Below are 17,587 nucleotides of genomic sequence, written 5' to 3' on the forward strand. Positions count from 1 at the left end.
AGGCTTATAAAGGGAAATAAAGCCATTTGTGAGCCTTCCTTGACCTGTCCCCACGATGAAGCCGATTGAGCAGTAAATTTCCAATTTAAGCGAAACAAAGCCTGAAACTTCTTGATGTACCGAGAAGTTTCAGGCTTTTTCTTTTGATGGATTTCCAGCGAAAATTGCGCCATACGCCAATTTTACGCCAAACGATGCAGGATTTTGTGCAGAGCAAAAAGAGCGTTGTTCGCGTTTGCGCAGCGAAGCGGAGCAATGAAAGCCCCAGTGGGGCTTTTAAGCGACCGAACGGTCTTGCGTAAGCAAGATGGAGGGGCCCCGCCCCGACAAGTTCGCGTTTGGTGTAAGAATTGGACGTGTGGTGGATGGATGTAGACCTGCAAAGGGCTGCATCAGGAAGTGGCTTTATATATTTGCAAACGGACAGCTGAAACTTTCCACCGCAAAAGAAGCAACTGTGAAGAACATGGAGGTTTCCTTATGAACAAACTGCTTTCCTGCCGCTACAACATGGACACCAACCGGGTGGAAGCCCGGTTCGAAGATGAAACTACTCTTGCCATCGACTGCATCGCCATTGAAGACGAGTATGGCAACACTCCGGCGCAGCGGGCAGAGCTGGACTGGCTGCTCTACAACAAGCTCTTGGAGTATGCCCAGCTTGTGCTGGGTGGGGAGATTGAGCGTTATCTCTCGCTTGGTTGCGACCACGGCAGGCTGGAAGATCAATGACATAACAAACACAGCCCCGCTTTGGTGAAGGAGAAGCCAAAGCGGGGCTGTATTCAATGAAGGAGAAATGAGGGGAATATCAGGTCACAGATTCAATTCAAACTGTTCTGCCGTGATGGTTGCTTTGCCATCGGCAGCAAAGGTGATGCCATCGGCAGACTGGGGAGTGTAGATCCATACGGTCATGGTCTGCTCGCCATCGTTGGCGAAAACTTCGATGCTGTTTTTATCCAGCAGGATGCGGAGCTTGAGCGCACCGTTCTGGCTGCGCACCTTGCAGCTGCGGCGGTGAACGATGTCGGCACGGGAACCGGCATAGCTGCGATCCAGCGTCAGCTCGGAGGTGTAGGGATCGTAGGTCAGGCTGGTGTGATGGTCTGCATCGGCGGCCAGCTTCAGGGTGAAGGAGCGGTATTCGCCAGGCTGCACCGTGACGGTCAGGTCCGCCACACGGCCCTTGATGCCTTCCAGAGAAGTTTCGTTTTGCACCGTCACATTTTCGTGGAAGATTCGCTTGCCGTGGACGGCATCCAGCTCCCGCACCGGGGCCTGAACAATGCGTCCGTCCTTGATGTGCAGTTCCCGGGGGCAGATGGTCTGCCCGAACCACTTGCAGCCCTGGGGCTTATCCTCGGTGTCCGACCAAGTCTGCAGCCATGCGGTCATGATCCGGCGGCCATCCGGGGCAAGGGTGGTCTGGGTGGCGTAGAAGTCGATGCCGCCGTCCATCAGCTGCACGTTTTCCTTGGTGAAGGTGTGGGTGGCTTCGTCGTAGCTGCCGATGAAGGCAATGACGTTGTGACCGTTGTGGAACTCGCCCTTGGGCAGCATCTCCATGGGGCCGAGCATCAGGACCTGCTTGCCATCCAGCGGGAAGAAGTCCGGGCACTCCCACATTTTGCCGTACTGATTGTTGCAGCGTTCCAGCACCGTGACAAAGTGCCAGTCGAAGCCGTCCTTGCTCTGGAACAGTGCCGCTGCGCCGCTGTCGTCCTCGGCCCGGCAGACGGTGACGACGGAGTAAGTGCCGTCGGCCTCCCGCCAGATCTTGGGGTCCCGGAAGTCAAACTTGCTGAAGCCTTCCGGCAGGTCTTTCTGGGTCAGCACCGGGTTGCAGGCAGGCTTTTCGTAGTTGAGACCGTCACCGATGGCAATGCTCTGGGTCTGGATATCCCGCATCTCCCCATTGGGCTGCTTTTCTGCAATCACGCTGGTGTACATCAGCAGCTGCTTGCCGTCATCCATCACGGTGGCAGAGCCGGAGAAGCAGCCGGGGCCGTTGTCCACCGGGGAATCCGGTGCCAGCGCACAGGGCAGATACTCCCAGTGCAGCAGGTCGGTGCTGACGGCGTGACCCCAGTGCATGGGCGCCCACCGCACATCGTAGGGGTTATACTGATAGAACTGGTGATACTTCCCTTTGTAATAAGAGAAACCGTTGGGGTCGTTCAGCCAGCCCACATAGGGGGTCATGTGGTAAGCAGGGCGTTCCGCCGGGGAAATGGCAGCACCGTGCTCGGCCTCGTAGGCACGGGCTTTTTGTAAAGTCAAATCGTTCATGGAATCCTCCAAAGGAAAGAATTCTTATGCGTAGTAAGCATCCAGATATTTCTGCATAATGCCCAGATAGTCGGACAGGCCGTAGTCTTCCAGCTTGCTCAGATATTCGTTCCACTCTGCATCCGTAGTGCCGTTCATGATCCAGTCGGCCTTCTGGGTATTCATGTAGGTCTGCAGATCTGCCTGCAGGTTAGAGACCTGCTCGGTGTCCTCGCTGCTCATAAAGACATTGGGATAGACATAATCGTTGTTCATATCCGGGGTGTAGATGTCCTTGATCCAATCCAGGCGGTACTGTGCATCGTCCGGGCAGGTAACGTATACACCATAGTAATCATCCAGAACCGCCAGAGGCCCGCTGACACACTGCGCTTCACGGACTTCCACGGGAGAAGCATCGCCCAGAGGAGCGTGCTTCAGCATGGGCTCGCCCTTATCGTTGGTGGACAGTTCAAAAATGTTAAAGCCTTCCGCATCGCCGTAGGTACCCCAGTTGTTCTGCGGAGACTGGAGGGGCGCGTACATCTGATCCAGCCATGCGCAAACCAGTGCGGGGTTCTCCGCCTTTGCGGTGACAACACATCTGCCGCGGGCAAAGCCGCTGGTGAAAGAGCCGTTCTGCGGAGTGATATTCCGGGTATCGGCGGTCAGGGCAGGCAGCGGCTCCCAATCGGTCAGGTTGTCAATGTTGGCAACATCCCAGCTGAAGCAGACACCATAGCGGCCAGCCTTGCCCTTGGAAACATAGGTGGACCACTCCTGCGTGAAGCACTCCGGGTCAATGAGCTTCTCGGCATACAGCTTGTGCAGCCAGTCCAGACCATCGCGGTAGCCTTGCTGGGTAGCGGCACAGATGACTTTCCGGTCGTTGGTAACGGCAATATGACGGTCTTTGTCTGCATCGCCGTAGCCTTCGCCAAAGCCATTGATGAGGATGCTGGGGTCCTGATCGCCGTTGTTGACGATGCAGGACATGGGGATGATGTCGCCGTCAATGCCATACTCTGCCTTGATAGAAGCAGCGTTATCACGGAATGCCATCAGCACCTGCTCAAACTCGTCCACCGTGGTGGGCATCGACAGACCGAGGAAGTTCAGCCACTTGGTATTGATGAAGCTCATGTTGCCAATGGTCTGGATGGCGGTCTTTTCTGAGCCGAGCTGCTCGATCCAAGGCAGTGCCCAGATGTGGCCATCGCTGTCGGTGCACATGGTGCGGTACTCCGGGTACTGCTCAAAGACCTTCTGGAGATAAGGCATATTGTTGTCAATGTAGTCTTCCAGATTGAGGATGACACCCTGATCTGCGTAGCGCAGCAGATTGCTGTCGGTAAAATCAGCAGTAAAAACAAAATCCGTCAGGGTGTTGGGGTTGGACATATTCAGGGTGATCTTATCGCTCCACTGGTCGGACTGGATGGCGGTCCAGTCGATGTGCACATTGGTCTGCTCTTCCAGACGCTTGAAGATGGTGCGGTTGTTCGGCTCGGGTTCGCTGCCCACAGGGAAGCTGGTCATACCGGTAAAGGTGACCTTTTCGGACAGCGGAAATGTAACGGCACCGGTCGTGTCCACAGCTGCGGCAGCAGAATTACCGCTGCCGGTGGATTTGCCGCCGCCACAGGCAGACAGAGCAGCGGCAGAGCCCGCCAGAGCGCAGACCTTGAGGAAGTTGCGGCGAGAAATCAGCTTTTTCATGGTATTTTCTCCTTTTTTATGTTTCTTTTTTCGTGTAACAGATGAGCGTACCGGCTCATAAAATTCTGGAATATCCTCAGCCCTTAATGGAACCAGCCATGATGCCGGCATCAAAATACTTCTGGAAGAAGGGATACATCACCAGCAGCGGCAGACTGGAAATAATAATGGTTGCATATTTGAGCAGCTCTGCCATCTTCGCACGTTCGGCCGTACTCTGGATATCTGCGATCATGCCGGATTCCGGCTGGCTCTGGATCAGGATGGAACGCAGCACCAGCTGCAGCGGCTGCTTCGATGCGCTGTTCAGGTAGATCATGGCGTCAAAGTAGCTGTTCCACATTGCCACGAACTGCCACAGGGCCAGAACTGCCACCACCGGCATACAGACGGGCAGCAGGATCTTGAAGAAGTAAAGCATCTCGCTGGCTCCATCCACATCCGCAGCTTCACGCAGCTCACGCGGGATGCCTTGATAATAAGTACGGGCAATGATCATGTTCCACACGCTGAATGCTCCCGGCAGAATGACCGCCCACATGGAATCCAGCAGACCCAGAGTGTTGATGAGCAGGTAGGTGGGGATCAGACCGCCGCTGAAAAACATCGTGATCACAAACAAGGTGTTGAAGATCGTTTTGCCTTTGAAGTCCGGCAGCGACATGGGATAAGCGGCAAGCATCGTCACAGCTACCGAGATGATGGTGAAGATGATGGAGTAAAGTACCGCGTTCTTGAAGCCGACCCAGATCTGCTTGTCCGAAACGACACGCTGGTAAGCATCCAGACTCCACTTGCTGAAATCAAAGGAGATGCCCTTGTTTTGCAGAGTGACCGGGTCCATAAAGGACGCGATGACGATGTAGATCATCGGAACGATGATCGCCAGCAGGAACAAGCCCAGAAGTGCGTAGCCGCAGTACAGGATGATCTTATCTTGTCTGGTGTAGAGGGCCATTTTTGATTTTTTCTGTTTTGCCATGGTAAACCCCTCCTTACAAGCCCTTGCCATCGTTCATTTTGGCAACGACCTTGTTCACTGCGATCAGCAGGATGACGTTGACAACGGTGTTGAACAGACCGACTGCCGTGGAAAAGCTGTAATCGCCGTCCAACAGGCCCTTTTTATAAACGTACGTTGCAATGATCTCGGCCGTGTTCAGGTTCAGGTCAGTTTGCAGGGCATAGGCCTTTTCAAAACCGATGCTCATGATGTTGCCTGCCTGCAGGATGAACTGAATAACGACCATATCCTTAATGGCGGGCCACTCCACTGTCATGATCTGCTGGATCAGGTTTGCGCCGTCGATCATCGCAGCTTCCTTCAGATCCTTGCTGGCGTTAGAAAGGGATGCGGTGTACATGATGGATGCCCAGCCGGCACCCTGCCAGATGCCGCTGATGATGTAGATGGGGCGGAACGCTTCCGGCAGCGTCATGAAGTTGATGCTGGTGTGAAGCAGGCCGTTCACAGGACCGGTGACACTCAGCAGCACACGGACGATACCGCACAGCACGATGACCGAGATGAAGTTGGGCATATACAGCACCAGCTGCACCTTCTGCTTGATCTTCTTGCTCTCGATACGGTTGAGCAGGAATGCCAGCAGGATGGGGATCGGGAAGCCCCACAGCAGACCGTAGACGCTCAGCTTCAGGGTGTTGATCAGATAGCGCTGGAAGTCCGGCGAGGACATGAAGCGGGTAAAGTTTTTCAAGCCTACCCACTCGCTGCCCCAGATACCTTTGAAGGGATTGTACTTCTGGAACGCGATCAGCACACCGCCCATGGGAGCGTACTTGAACACCAGCGTCAGCACCACGGCAGGCAGCAGGAACAACAGGTAAAGCTGCCAATGCCGTTTGATGTAGACCCATGTGTTGTGCAGCTTGCGTTCTGCTGTTAGCACAGCCGTTTCCGGCGAGGCCGTCTTTGCTTTCATGAATCATTCTCCTCCTTTTTGATTTGCTTGCCGTTTGATTTACGTTTTACATTTGCACCTTTGAATTTTACGTTTTCATCACTTCGCTTGTGCAAATGTAAAACTCTGTAATTCATTTATACCACGCAAACAAGCGAATGTCAATGATAATTCATGGGATACATAAAGAAATACTGTGCATTTGTACAGATGCACAAATCCGAACGTGCGCAAATATGCAAAATGCTGATTTGCATTTTTGCATTTGACTAATTTGTGCATTTGCACTATACTGGAGTCGCAAAGAATAAGATCCGTCACCAGACTTTATCTATAAAAGAAAGAGGATGACTTATGGCAACCAAGGTCACCATTCAGGATATTGCAAACGAGCTGCAGCTTTCCCGCAACACAGTTTCAAAGGCCATCAACAACACCGGTGTGCTGGCAGATGCCACACGGGAAAAGATCCTGCGCAAAGCCGCCGAAATGGGCTATAAGCAGTTTGCCTATCTGCCGCTGTTTCAGGAAGACGATGCAAAAGCAGCAGAGCCTTTCATTCTGCCGAGTGACAAACGGGAGATCGCCATGCTGACGACCCAGTTTCTGAGCAGCTCTCACTTTTCCTCCATGATGCTGGATCGTTTCCAGGCGGAAATCGACCATCTGCACAGCGGCATGACCATTCATCGCATTTCTCCCATAGAGCTGAAAGAGAAAAAACTTCCATCTTCTCTCAACATCCAGCGCACAGCCGGCATCATCTGCTTTGAAGTATTCGACTATGACTACGCACAGATGCTGTGCGATCTGGATGTTCCGCTGCTGTTTGTAGACACCCCCGTGATGGATATGCGTCCTCCTCTTAAAGCTGACCGCCTTTATATGGAAAACCGCATTGAGATCCAGAATGTGGTGGCCCACATGGTCCAGCGCGGCAAAAAACGCATCAGCTTTGCGGGGGATAAAAACCACTGTCAGTCCTTCTTTGAGCGTTATATGGCTTATAAGGATGCAATGGAGCACTTTGGTCTGACAGAAGGCCTGAGCACCTGTGCGATGCCATCTGGACAGCAGAACTATCCGGCATCCCTGTACGAAACCATACGTCGGTTCAAAACGATGCCGGATGCCTTTGTCTGCGCCAATGACTTTGTTGCTATGGATCTGGTCAAGGCATTGAATGAGCTGGGGTATTCGGTTCCCGATGATATCTGGGTCTGCGGCTTCGATGACAGTCAGGAGGCTTCCTACTTTGTCCCCCGTCTGACTTCGATCCATATCCATGAACAGATCATGGGCTACACCGCTGCCAATCTGCTTATGACCCGCATCGAAGAGCCATCGCTGAACTATCGCACCGTCTATACGGAAACCAACCTGATCCTGCGCGAATCCACAGGAGATTGAGCGAAAGGAGAACCCCCATGCGTGACCTGTGCAATACAGACAAGCCGCTGTTTGCTGTGCTGACGAAATTGACTTACAGTGCTTACCTGAACATCTTATGGCTCGTGTGCAGCCTGCCCATCGTTACCATAGGGGCTTCTACGACCGCCTTGTTCTACGTCACGCTCAAAATGGCGGAAGATCGGGACGATGGTCTGACCCGGATGTTTTTTAAGGCGTTCCGGGAAAATTTCAAGCCTGCCACAAAACTCTGGCTTATCCTGCTGGCAGTCGGCAGTTTCCTGGCTGCGGATGGCTTTGTGCTGCGCCGAATGTGGAGCGAAAACATTTTCTGGACGCTGCTCACTGCAACGCTTATTGGTGCGGCAGTTCTGTACGGCATCGTTCTGCTGTATGCCTTTCCTCTGCTGGCACGGTTTGAAAACACCACCTTCGGCATCCTGAAAACAGCGCTTCTCGTGGGTGTCCGGTATCTGTTTTGCACCCTGCTGATGGCGGCGATCTATGGCATCATGGGGTACGTCATTGTGTTTGTGTTCACACCTGCATTCCTGCTGGGCATGGGTTTCTGCGCCATGCTCTGCTCCTTTCTGATGCTTCGGATCCTCTATCTGATCGGTGGAGACCCTGATGCAGTACACGAGGAATACGACCATGACAAAAACTGACCGGGATACGCTCCGCTCCCTCCATGGGCGCAAAAAGTGGGAGCACATCTGGGCATATTACAAGCTGCCCATTGCGATCGTACTCATCGTCGTCTATATCCTTGGCTATACAGCCTACCGCCATGTGACGAAAAAAGAGGATGTGCTTTACCTTGGTCTGGTAAATATCACTGCCGGGTCTGATCTGACGGAACAGCTTACCACCGGCTTTGCCGAGGCGCAGGGTCTGACCAAAAAGCAACAGGTCGATCTGCTGTCCGGCTTGCTGCTCAGCGAGAGCGAACACGCAGAGGAGCAGTATGTATATGCTTCGGAGATGAAGCTGCTGGGTGCAGTCAGTGCCCAGCGGTTAGATGTTGTTCTGATGGACGAATATGCACGGGATCGACTGTTGGCTGATGATTATTTTCTCGATCTGCGGACGTTGGATGCGTCTTTCCGTGCACTGTCGGGTCTGAACGCCGGTGGAACCGTGCTGGATATTTCGGACACGCCGTTTGTCAGGCAGGCAGGTTTTTCTGGCAGGGTCTATCTTGGGGTGGTGCAGAATGCACCGCACCCGGAGCGTACAGCCGCTTACATTCATTATCTGTTCCAGCGGTGATCGTTGGGTTTCACATCAAGAATAAGGAGAAGTATCATGGACATTTTAACGATTGGTGAAGTTTTGATCGACCTGACCCAGACCGGCAAGGATGCGCGCGGCATCCCTCAATTTGCCGCAAACCCCGGCGGTGCCCCGGCAAATCTGGCTGTGGCTGCTTCCAGACTGGGCGCACAGACCGCCTTTATCGGCAAGGTGGGTGCGGATGCCTTTGGCCGCTACCTGAAAGCGGTTCTGGCAGAGAACAAGGTGGATGTTTCCGGCATGGCGGTGGATGCAGACCACCCCACCACCATGGCGGTGGTCTCGGTGGATGCCACCGGTGAGCGGGATTTCAGCTTCTACCGCAGTGCCAACGCTGATGTGATGCTGTGCAAAGAGGACATTTCGGACGAGGCTCTGAAAGCTGCCAAAATCGTCCACTTTGGTTCTGTCAGCCTGACCGCCGACCCCTCCCGTACCGCTACGCTGGACGCTGCCGCCCGTGCCAAAAAGCTGGGTGCTACCATCACCTACGACCCCAACTACCGTGCCAACCTCTGGAAGAGCAAAGAGGATGCCATTGCCCAGATGAAAGCACCCCTGCCGCTGGTGGATATCTTGAAAGTGTCCGATGAAGAGCTGCCCCTGCTCACCGGCACCACCGACTGTGAAAGCGGCACGGCACAGCTGGCACAGAACGGCATCCGGCTGATTTTTGTCACCTTGGGTGCAAACGGCGTATTCTACCGCTTTGGGGACAAGACCGGCCATGTGGCTGGCGTTCCCTGCAAGGTGGGTGACACCAACGGCGCAGGCGATACCTTCTTTGGGGCTGCCCTGTCCAAGCTCTGCAAGGAGAAGCTGGACACCCTGACTGTGGACAAGCTGGAAGGCATTCTGGCCTTTGCCAACAAGGCAGCCAGCATCACCACCAGCCGGCATGGTGCTATCCCCGCCATGCCCACCCTTGCGGAAGTGGAGGGCTGAACCATGGCAGTAAAACAGGAATTTGCGTCCCGATTTGCCAAGCACAAGGACGAACTGGAATGGCTGTTCATGGAACTGTACCACAACCGGGAAGGGCTGGAGGTTCTGGAGCGGGAGATGGCAGAAGCCTACAACGCCCGCAGCGCCGAGCTGAAAGCACTGGACAAGGCACGCTCTGCCGACCCGGAGTGGTACAAGCGGGGCAATATGTTCGGCATGACCATGTATACCGACCTCTTTGCCGGAAATTTGAAAGAGCTGGCAAAGAAGCTGCCCTATCTCAAGGAGCAGAAGCTGACCTATCTGCACCTGATGCCCCTTTTGCAGATGCCCCACCCCCACAACGACGGCGGCTATGCAGTGGAGGACTTCGACACCGTAGACCCTGCCCTTGGCACCAACAAAGATCTGGAAAACCTGACCCGTGAACTGCGGAAAGCAGGCATCAGCCTGTGTCTGGATTTTGTCATGAACCACACCGCCAGCACCCACCGCTGGGCCATGGCGGCAAAGGCGGGCGACCCGTGGTTTCAGGCTTATTACCATCTCTATGACGACCGCACCATCCCCGACCAGTACGAGCAGACTGTGCCGCAGGTGTTCCCCAACACCGCGCCCGGCAACTTTACATGGTGCGAGGAGATGCACAAGTGGGTGCTGACCACCTTCCACGACTACCAGTGGGACCTGAACTACGCAAACCCGGCGGTGTTCGTGGACATGACCAAGAGCATCCTGCACCTTGCAAATCTCGGTGTGGAAGTGTTCCGCATTGACGCAGTGCCCTATATCTGGAAGCAGCTGGGCACCACCTGCCGCAATCTGCCACAGGTGCACACCATTGTGCGGATGCTGCGCATGGTGCTGGAATGCGTCTGCCCCGCGGTCATCCTCAAGGGCGAGGTGGTCATGGCTCCCAAGGAGCTGGCGGCATACTTCGGCACCCCGGAAAAGCCGGAATGCCATATGCTCTACAACGTATCTACCATGGTCAACCTGTGGGGCGCCCTTGCCAGCCGGGACACCCGGCTGCTGAAGGCGCAGCTGGATGCCCTGCACGCCCTGCCGGACAACTGCTGGTTCGTGAACTATCTGCGCTGCCACGATGACATCGGCTGGGGTCTGGACGAAGCGGTGGAAAACCGGCTTGGCATCGACCCGCAGAAGCACAAGGAATACCTGTACCACTTCTACGAGGGCAATTTCCCCGGCAGCTGGGCAAAGGGCGAGCTGTACAACTACGACCCCGCCACCGGCGATGCCCGAAGCTGCGGCACCACCGCCAGCCTGTGCGGCGTGGAGCAGGCACTGGAAAAAGACGACAAAACCGCACTGGACTACGCTGTGAAGCGCGACCTGCTGCTGCACACTGCTATGGCATTTTTGCAGGGCTTCCCCATGCTGAACTGCGGGGACGAAATTGCACAACTCAATGGCTGGGACTACAAAAACGACCCTGACCGTGTGGAGGACAGCCGCAATCTGCACCGTACAAAATTCAACTGGGAGGACGCAAAGCAGCGCACCCGGAAGGGCACGCTGCAAAACCAGCTGTGGCAGGGCATGGAGCAGCTGCGCCAAATGCGTGCAGACCCCTGCTTTGCCCCGGATGCGTGGGTGACCACATGGGACAGCCACAACCCCGGCGTGCTGGCGCTGGTGCGCAAGCGCGGTGAGGAAACGCTGGTGGGACTGTTCAACTTTACCGAGTACCCGGCAGGGGCAAGTCTGGACGCTCTGGGCGGCGAGTATCACGCCCCGGAGGGCACTTCCGTCTGGCTGGCGGATGTGGAGCTGGAGCCGTACCAGGCAATGTTGGTAAAAAACAAATAAGCAAAACGAGCCCATCTGGCTCTCTCTTTTCGCCAAAGTTTTCAGAGCATTTTCTCGCAATCTGCCGAAAGTAGCGTGTTCTCAAAAGTTCGCGCTTGCGCAGCGCAGCGGAGCAATGAAAGCCCCAGTGGGGCTTTTAAGCGACAGAACGGTCTTGCGCAGCAAGATGGAGGGACTAAGTCCCGACAAGTTCACGTTGACACAACTCGATTTTTGTGGTAATCTATCCCAAAAATTTAATATAACATATTTACTTAGAGTTTCAGCTCGGCTCCCGAAGGAGCCGGAGCAAGTTTTTAACTTTCTATCGCTACATAGCAAACCCGAACCAAGGCCATCCCGGAAGGGATGGTCAGGTTCAGGTTGTTGTGTGGCGATTTTTTATTGCCAAATCCAGCACCGCACCTTGACAACCGCATGACCGTCTGCATGGGATACACGGCGATGACCCCGCAAGGGAGAGCCGGGAAACGCCGCCGAGAGGGGGCAGGAAAACCATGTGGGGAGAACGGCTAAACGTTGATTCCTCAGTTACCAGAAAACAATGTGGTCAAATTGACCACATTGTTTTTCTGTAACGCCAGTGAAAGGAGGGTCATCTCCATGTATATGACAAACGAAAAATGGGAGCAGAACAATCAGGATTATTTGAAAGAATCGTATGAGGAAACGGGTTTTACCGCCGGAGGATACGCCGTCCGCAAACTTATCTGCCGCGGCTGCGGTCGGGTGTTCTACACCACCATCTACACCAAGAAATACTGTCACAGCTACTGGTGCGGCAATCAGGCCAACAATCGGCGGCAGCGGGAATACCGCCAAATGCGCCGTCAGGATTTAGTATGCCAGTGCTGCGGTGAAAAATTCACACCCAAACGTGCAGATGCCCGCTATTGCAGCAATGCCTGTCGGCAAAAAGTCTATCGAAAACGTGTTACAGATGCTGCAAGTGCTCAAAATGAGCACTTGGTTAAGCGTAACGCATCTGCCAAATAAAACTCAGTCCCTCACAAATGAGGGAACAGAAATTCATCGACCTGTTACGGAAAACCAAGTGGTCAAAATGAGCACATCGTTTTTCCGTAACGCCTCAAGGCCTGTTGAAAATCAGGTTGCCAAGATGACAACCTGATTCTACCCGTAACGGAATCAGCGGGCCAAAATGGCCCGTTGAAAAAGCCGGACGAGCTGGTGGGCAGGGATTCGCAAATCTTTGACCGCCAGCTTGACCGGAGCAAGAGTGCAGAGAGTGCAGCTCTTTGCCCCAGTGATATGATGCTGTGCGTCATATCCTACTGGGTATTATCTGGCGCAAAAAGGCGGCAGATCCAGCAGCTTCGCTGCTGCGCTTTCCCCGCCAAGCTGTTGAAACGGAGGGATGTCTATCTGAAATTAACACGACACAACGGACGAGCCGGAACCCACGGCACTTACAACCCCAAGCACAACGACCGCAGTTTCAACCTTGCCAACAGTGAGCACATCGACCCGGAACGAGCCAAGGGCAACATCTACTGGGACTGCTTTCACGGTTTCCGTTCGGCTCTTGACCCACAAGACCCGGACGATCTGGCGGCAACCTTCTCGGACGTAGAACGGCAGTTCTACGAAACCCACTACACGGCTTTTGTGGAAAGCCAGAACGAGCGTAACGCCAAGATCCGGCACACAGAGCGCAACCGCTCCATTCCCGACCTGCTGTCCAGCCGCAAGACCTGCCCGGAAGAGACCATCTATCAACTTGGAACGCTGGATGAACACGCTTCGGCAGAGGACTTGCTGAGCGTCGTCACAGAGTTCATCGAGAAGTTCAAAGCCAAGTATGGCGACCATGTTCATGTGCTGGACTGGGCACTGCATCTGGACGAAAGCACACCCCACATCCACGAGCGTCATGTGTTCGACTGCGAGAACAAGTACGGCGAGGTTGCTCCCCAGCAGGAAAAGGCACTGGAAGCGTTGTGTTTCGACCTGCCTGACCCGGACAAGTCCCTCAGCCGCCGGAACAATCGCAAAATCTCCTTCGATGCCGCCTGTCGAAAGATGCTGTTCGAGATCGCCAAGCGGCACGGTCTGGAATTGGAGGAGGAAGCGGAGTACGGCAACCGCAAATATCTGGAAAAGCAGGACTTCATTCTTGCCAAGCAGAAGGAGCAGCTTGCCGCCCAGCAGAGCAAGCTGGACGAGTTGACCCTGAAAGTTTCGGACATGAAGACCCTGCTGGAGGATGTTTCGGCTGCAGCCTACGACAAGGCGGTGGAGGTCGTGACGGACGTGGTGCGCACCGAGACCCGCAAGGAAGATATGCGGATGATCGAGGACACAAAAAAGTGGGTGCTGTCCCCGGAACGCAAGGCTCCGCAGGCCACGAGAGAGTACGCCGCCCATCGGTTGGACACCGTGCTGGACAAGTTTCTCAAGACCATGCAGACCACTGCTGCCCGCTTGCAGGAGAAGCTGCTGAAGCCGGAAGTTCGGCAGAAAGGCAAAGAACAGGTCAAGGAGAAAGCACGGGATTCCGTTCTGCAACTGCTGAACCGCTTGCAGGCGGAACAGACCCAGCGGAAGCCCGGAGAGCAGCATACTGCGGAGAAATCAGAAACACGAGGTGATGTTTATTGAGCAAAGAAGCCAACGAAGAACGCACTCCACGAACCGTTGGAGATGTGAAGGAAATGCTCACCAAGCACTCCAACGGAGAGATCCAGCGGACGATTCAGAACTGCATCACGATTTTGCAGAACGACCATGTGCTGGCCGATGCCATTCGACTGAACCTGTTGAGCGAGCGCATCGACATCGTAAAGTCTGTGGGCTGGCCCCGCTCCGGCAAGACGCTGAGCGACACCGACATGAAGTATATCCTGCGTCGGATGGAGAAATACGGCATTTCCAGCGAAAAGAAAATCGAATCTGCCATCCGCATCGTTGCCAACGAGAACCGCTATCATCCCATCCGAGATTACCTGAACAGCCTAAAATGGGATGGAACAGAACGGATAGCCCACGTCCTGCACCACTTCCTCGGTGCTGCGGAGGACGAATACACTTGCGAAGCTATGAAAATTTTCCTGCTGGGAGCCATTAAGCGCGTGTTCCAGCCGGGATGCAAATTTGAAACCATGCTCTGTCTGGTGGGCGGGCAAGGCACAGGAAAGTCCAGCTTTTTTCGGCTGTTGGCGGTCAAGGATGAATGGTTCTCGGACGACCTGCGGCGGCTGGACGACGACAACGTGTACCGAAAGCTGCAGGGGCACTGGATCATTGAAATGTCGGAGATGATCGCCACCGCCAATGCCAAGAGTATCGAGGAGATCAAAAGTTTTCTCAGTAAACAGAAGGAAACCTATAAAGTCCCCTACGAGACCCATCCTGCCGACCGTCTGCGCCAGTGCATCTTTGCTGGCACGACCAATCGGCAGGATTTTTTGCCCCGTGACCGCACAGGCAACCGCCGCTTCATCCCCGTCCCGGTGGATGCGGAACTGGCCGAGGTGCACATTCTGGACAACGAGGAAGATTCCCGTGCCTATATCGACCAGCTCTGGGCGGAAGCCATGACCATCTACAACAGCGGTAACTACAAGCTGGCGTTCAGCCCCGCCATGCAGGAAACCCTGCAAGCCCATCAGCAGGACTTCATGCAGGAGGATGCACAGGCTGGCATGATCTACGCCTTTTTGGAGGACTACACGGGTGAACGAGTGTGTTCCAAGCAGCTCTATGCGGAAGCACTGGGCAACACCAACATCCCGGCAGAGTGGGAGACCCGTGCTATCTGCGAGATCATGAACACGGGTATTTCGCGCGGCGATATCCAAGGCTGGCAGGCGCACAAGACCGCCAAGCGTTACCCGAAGTACGGCGTTCAGAAAGGCTGGGAGCGCGTAACCAGCCCCGAAACCGGGGCTGAAGATTTCTCCGAAATAACGGACGCAGAAGCCAAGCAGCTGGGCTTTCCCTTCTGACGGACACCGGTTACACGTCTGGTTACAGATTCGGTTACGCCCCAGTTACAGCCCAAAAACCGCATGACTGCTGCGTTTTTCTCTTTCTGTAACCATGTAACCTTAAAAAGAGAAGAAAAAGTATAAAGCCCACCGGATGCCCTGTGTGCAGAAAAAGAGAGTTTTCCTGCCCGGTTACAGGCGTTCGGTTACAAGGAATTGGAGGTCTGCCTATGAAGGAAGTTCGCGTTTGCGAAGCAATGAAGTCTCCGGTGGAGACTTCAAGCGACGGAACGATCTTGCATCAGCAAGATGGAGGGACCAAGTCCCGACAAGTTCCGATTTGGGAAAAGAGCAATCTGACGCTGGAAGAAGCTGCGGCTTACTCCGGCATTGGCATCAACAAGCTGCGTTCATTATCAGATAACGAACATTGCCAGTTCGTGCTGTGGGTGGGTTCCAAGCGGCTCATCAAGCGGCGCAAGCTGGATGAATATACGGAGCGAATGTACTCGCTTTGAAAATGTCCCGGATAATTTTCAAAACGTCTTGCAGAGAATGGCGTATCTGTGGTACTATGAACACAGAACAACGCTCTTTTCTGCACCGCGATGTAGAAAGGAGCAACGCTCATGGCAACAACTCAGAATACGAAACGCAAAGACAAGGCGCGTGTGGTTCTCCGCAAAGGGGAATCCCAGCGCAAAGATGGCAAGTACGATTTCCGTTGGACTTCCCCGGATGGCAAGCGGCACTCTATTTATGCCGCGACCTTAGAGGAACTTCGGGAAAAGGAAAACGACATTCAGCGAGATTCGCTGGAAGGCATCAAGGCAGAAGCACGGTACGTCACTCTGAACGATGTGTTCACCCTGTGGGCAAAGGTCAAGCGTGGTCTGAAGGACAACACCTTTCAGAATTATCGGTACCTTTATCGGCAGTTCGTGGAGCCGGATTTCGGCAAATCGAAGGTGTCTGCGCTCAAGAAGTCGGACGTGAAGCAGTTCTACAACACGTTGGCGGATGAGCGGGGCTTGCAGATCTCTACGATTGACAGCGTACACACGGTTTTGCATCAGGTGCTGGACATGGCGGTGGATGATTGCTATCTGCGGAGCAATCCCTCGGACAATGTTCTGCGGGAGCTGAAAAAGGCACATCAGTTTGAAACCAACCGCCGTAAGGCACTGACCGTAGCAGAGCAGAATCTGTTGCTGTCCTACCTCTCCAAAACGCCGAAGTACCAGCACTGGTACCCGATTTTTGCGGTCATGCTGGGAACGGGCTTGCGCGTAGGAGAAGCCACTGGCCTGCGCTGGTGCGATGTGGATTTAGAGGAAGGCACGATCTCCGTCAACCACACGCTGGTCAACTACGACCACCGTGAGAACAACGGCGGCAGGAAGGGCTGCTACTTCAACTGCCACTCGCCCAAAACAAAGGCTGGTGTCCGCACTGTTCCGATGATGGACTTCGTGAAAGAAGCCTTTGAAAAGGAACGTGCCTATCAGGAAGAAGCAGAGATCCATTGCACGGTAACGGTGGACGGTTACACGGACTTTATCTTTGTCAACCGCTTTGGTGAGTGCCAGCATCAGGGAACGCTGAACAAGGCCATTCGGCGCATCATCCGGGACTGCAACGATGAAGTGCTGGCGAAGAATCCGAACAGCACCGTACTCCTGCCGCGTTTCAGCTGCCACACCCTGCGGCATACCTTCACGACCCGGATGTGCGAAGCGGGCGTGAACATCAAGGTGATTCAGGATGCGCTGGGACATTCGGATATTTCCACGACCTTGAACATCTATGCGGATGTGACCAAGGAACTGCGGAAGTCTGAATTTGAAAATCTTGACCGTCAGTTCGCACAGTGGAAAGACCCTGAAGAATAAAATAAAGCATACGCCAAATACGCCATACGCCATTTACGCCAATTCATACGCCAAACAATACAGTTCGGATAAAGGCTTGTGTAGAGATGTAAATGGAATGGCAAAATTCAACCCTTGCGGTGTAGAGTAGTATCAAGAAATAAAGGCTTATAACTGCTCGTCGATGACATCCCCACGATGAAGCCGATTGAGCAGTAAAACGTAAAAATAAAGCGCTGATACGATGAATTTTCGGCAGGAGTTCAAACGGTATCTGCGGTACTACACCACAACTACACCAATTTTGGGGCGTTTTCCCGAAAAGGAGCCTTACAAAGCGGTGTGGTGTAAGAATCGAATAGGCGGATTG

At 54.1% G+C, this 17,587-nt stretch carries 15 protein-coding genes; 11 read left to right on the plus strand and 4 right to left on the minus strand.

Features of this window, described 5'->3' with window-relative positions:
• The first annotated feature begins 480 nt into the window (after nt 1–480).
• Nucleotides 481–732: a DUF6061 family protein gene (locus C7J97_RS10170; RefSeq protein ID WP_113992998.1), complete on the plus strand. Its 252-nt coding sequence runs from the start codon at nt 481–483 to the stop codon at nt 730–732.
• Between the two features lie 84 nt (nt 733–816).
• Here the strand turns inward: C7J97_RS10170 and C7J97_RS10175 are convergent, their stop codons facing one another.
• From C7J97_RS10175 to C7J97_RS10190, 4 genes are all read right to left on the minus strand, one after another.
• Nucleotides 817–2,292 carry a glycoside hydrolase family 32 protein gene (locus C7J97_RS10175; RefSeq protein ID WP_113992997.1) on the minus strand — a complete coding sequence of 492 codons (1,476 nt, stop codon included), beginning with the start codon at nt 2,290–2,292 and terminating at the stop codon, nt 817–819.
• Between the two features lie 24 nt (nt 2,293–2,316).
• The gene (locus C7J97_RS10180) at nt 2,317–3,990 is read right to left on the minus strand and encodes an extracellular solute-binding protein (protein ID WP_113992996.1); all 1,674 of its coding nucleotides are present in this window, start codon (nt 3,988–3,990) and stop codon (nt 2,317–2,319) included.
• Between the two features lie 76 nt (nt 3,991–4,066).
• Nucleotides 4,067–5,002 (minus strand): carbohydrate ABC transporter permease, encoded by a 936-nt coding sequence (locus tag C7J97_RS10185; RefSeq protein ID WP_113992995.1) that lies wholly within the window; start codon nt 5,000–5,002, stop codon nt 4,067–4,069.
• Nucleotides 4,986–5,933 carry an ABC transporter permease gene (locus tag C7J97_RS10190; RefSeq protein WP_113992994.1) on the minus strand — a complete coding sequence of 316 codons (948 nt, stop codon included), beginning with the start codon at nt 5,931–5,933 and terminating at the stop codon, nt 4,986–4,988. Before C7J97_RS10190 ends, C7J97_RS10185 begins: the two co-directional genes overlap by 17 nt.
• Before the next feature lie 333 nt (nt 5,934–6,266).
• Between C7J97_RS10190 and C7J97_RS10195 the strand changes: the two genes are divergently transcribed.
• From C7J97_RS10195 to C7J97_RS10240, 10 genes are all read left to right on the plus strand, one after another.
• Entirely contained in the window at nt 6,267–7,322 is a 1,056-nt protein-coding gene (locus C7J97_RS10195) for a LacI family DNA-binding transcriptional regulator (protein ID WP_113992993.1), read from the plus strand.
• 17 nt (nt 7,323–7,339) lie between these two features.
• Nucleotides 7,340–7,990, plus strand: a complete 651-nt coding sequence (locus C7J97_RS10200; RefSeq protein WP_113992992.1) for a YesL family protein — start codon at nt 7,340–7,342, stop codon at nt 7,988–7,990.
• Entirely contained in the window at nt 7,977–8,594 is a 618-nt protein-coding gene (locus C7J97_RS10205) for a hypothetical protein (protein ID WP_113992991.1), read from the plus strand. Before C7J97_RS10200 ends, C7J97_RS10205 begins: the two co-directional genes overlap by 14 nt.
• Nucleotides 8,595–8,630: 36 nt before the next feature.
• The gene (locus C7J97_RS10210; RefSeq protein ID WP_097779278.1) at nt 8,631–9,563 is read left to right on the plus strand and encodes a carbohydrate kinase family protein; all 933 of its coding nucleotides are present in this window, start codon (nt 8,631–8,633) and stop codon (nt 9,561–9,563) included.
• A gap of 3 nt (nt 9,564–9,566) precedes the next feature.
• Nucleotides 9,567–11,396, plus strand: coding sequence for an amylosucrase (locus C7J97_RS10215; RefSeq protein WP_113992990.1), 1,830 nt, complete (start codon nt 9,567–9,569; stop codon nt 11,394–11,396).
• A gap of 546 nt (nt 11,397–11,942) precedes the next feature.
• On the plus strand, nt 11,943–12,392 hold the full coding sequence (locus C7J97_RS10220) for a hypothetical protein (RefSeq protein ID WP_242983497.1): 450 nt from the start codon (nt 11,943–11,945) through the stop codon (nt 12,390–12,392).
• A gap of 276 nt (nt 12,393–12,668) precedes the next feature.
• Nucleotides 12,669–14,018: a plasmid recombination protein gene (locus tag C7J97_RS10225; protein WP_113993002.1), complete on the plus strand. Its 1,350-nt coding sequence runs from the start codon at nt 12,669–12,671 to the stop codon at nt 14,016–14,018.
• 53 nt (nt 14,019–14,071) lie between these two features.
• On the plus strand, nt 14,072–15,364 hold the full coding sequence (locus tag C7J97_RS10230) for a virulence-associated E family protein (protein ID WP_242983499.1): 1,293 nt from the start codon (nt 14,072–14,074) through the stop codon (nt 15,362–15,364).
• A gap of 212 nt (nt 15,365–15,576) precedes the next feature.
• A complete protein-coding gene (locus tag C7J97_RS10235) occupies nt 15,577–15,864 on the plus strand; it encodes an excisionase (protein ID WP_113992989.1) in 288 nt (95 codons plus the stop codon).
• 111 nt (nt 15,865–15,975) lie between these two features.
• Entirely contained in the window at nt 15,976–17,238 is a 1,263-nt protein-coding gene (locus tag C7J97_RS10240) for a tyrosine-type recombinase/integrase (RefSeq protein WP_113992988.1), read from the plus strand.
• Nucleotides 17,239–17,587 lie beyond the last annotated feature (349 nt).

It is taken from the genome of Faecalibacterium prausnitzii, assembly GCF_003324185.1.
Taxonomy (GTDB): domain Bacteria; phylum Bacillota; class Clostridia; order Oscillospirales; family Ruminococcaceae; genus Faecalibacterium; species Faecalibacterium prausnitzii.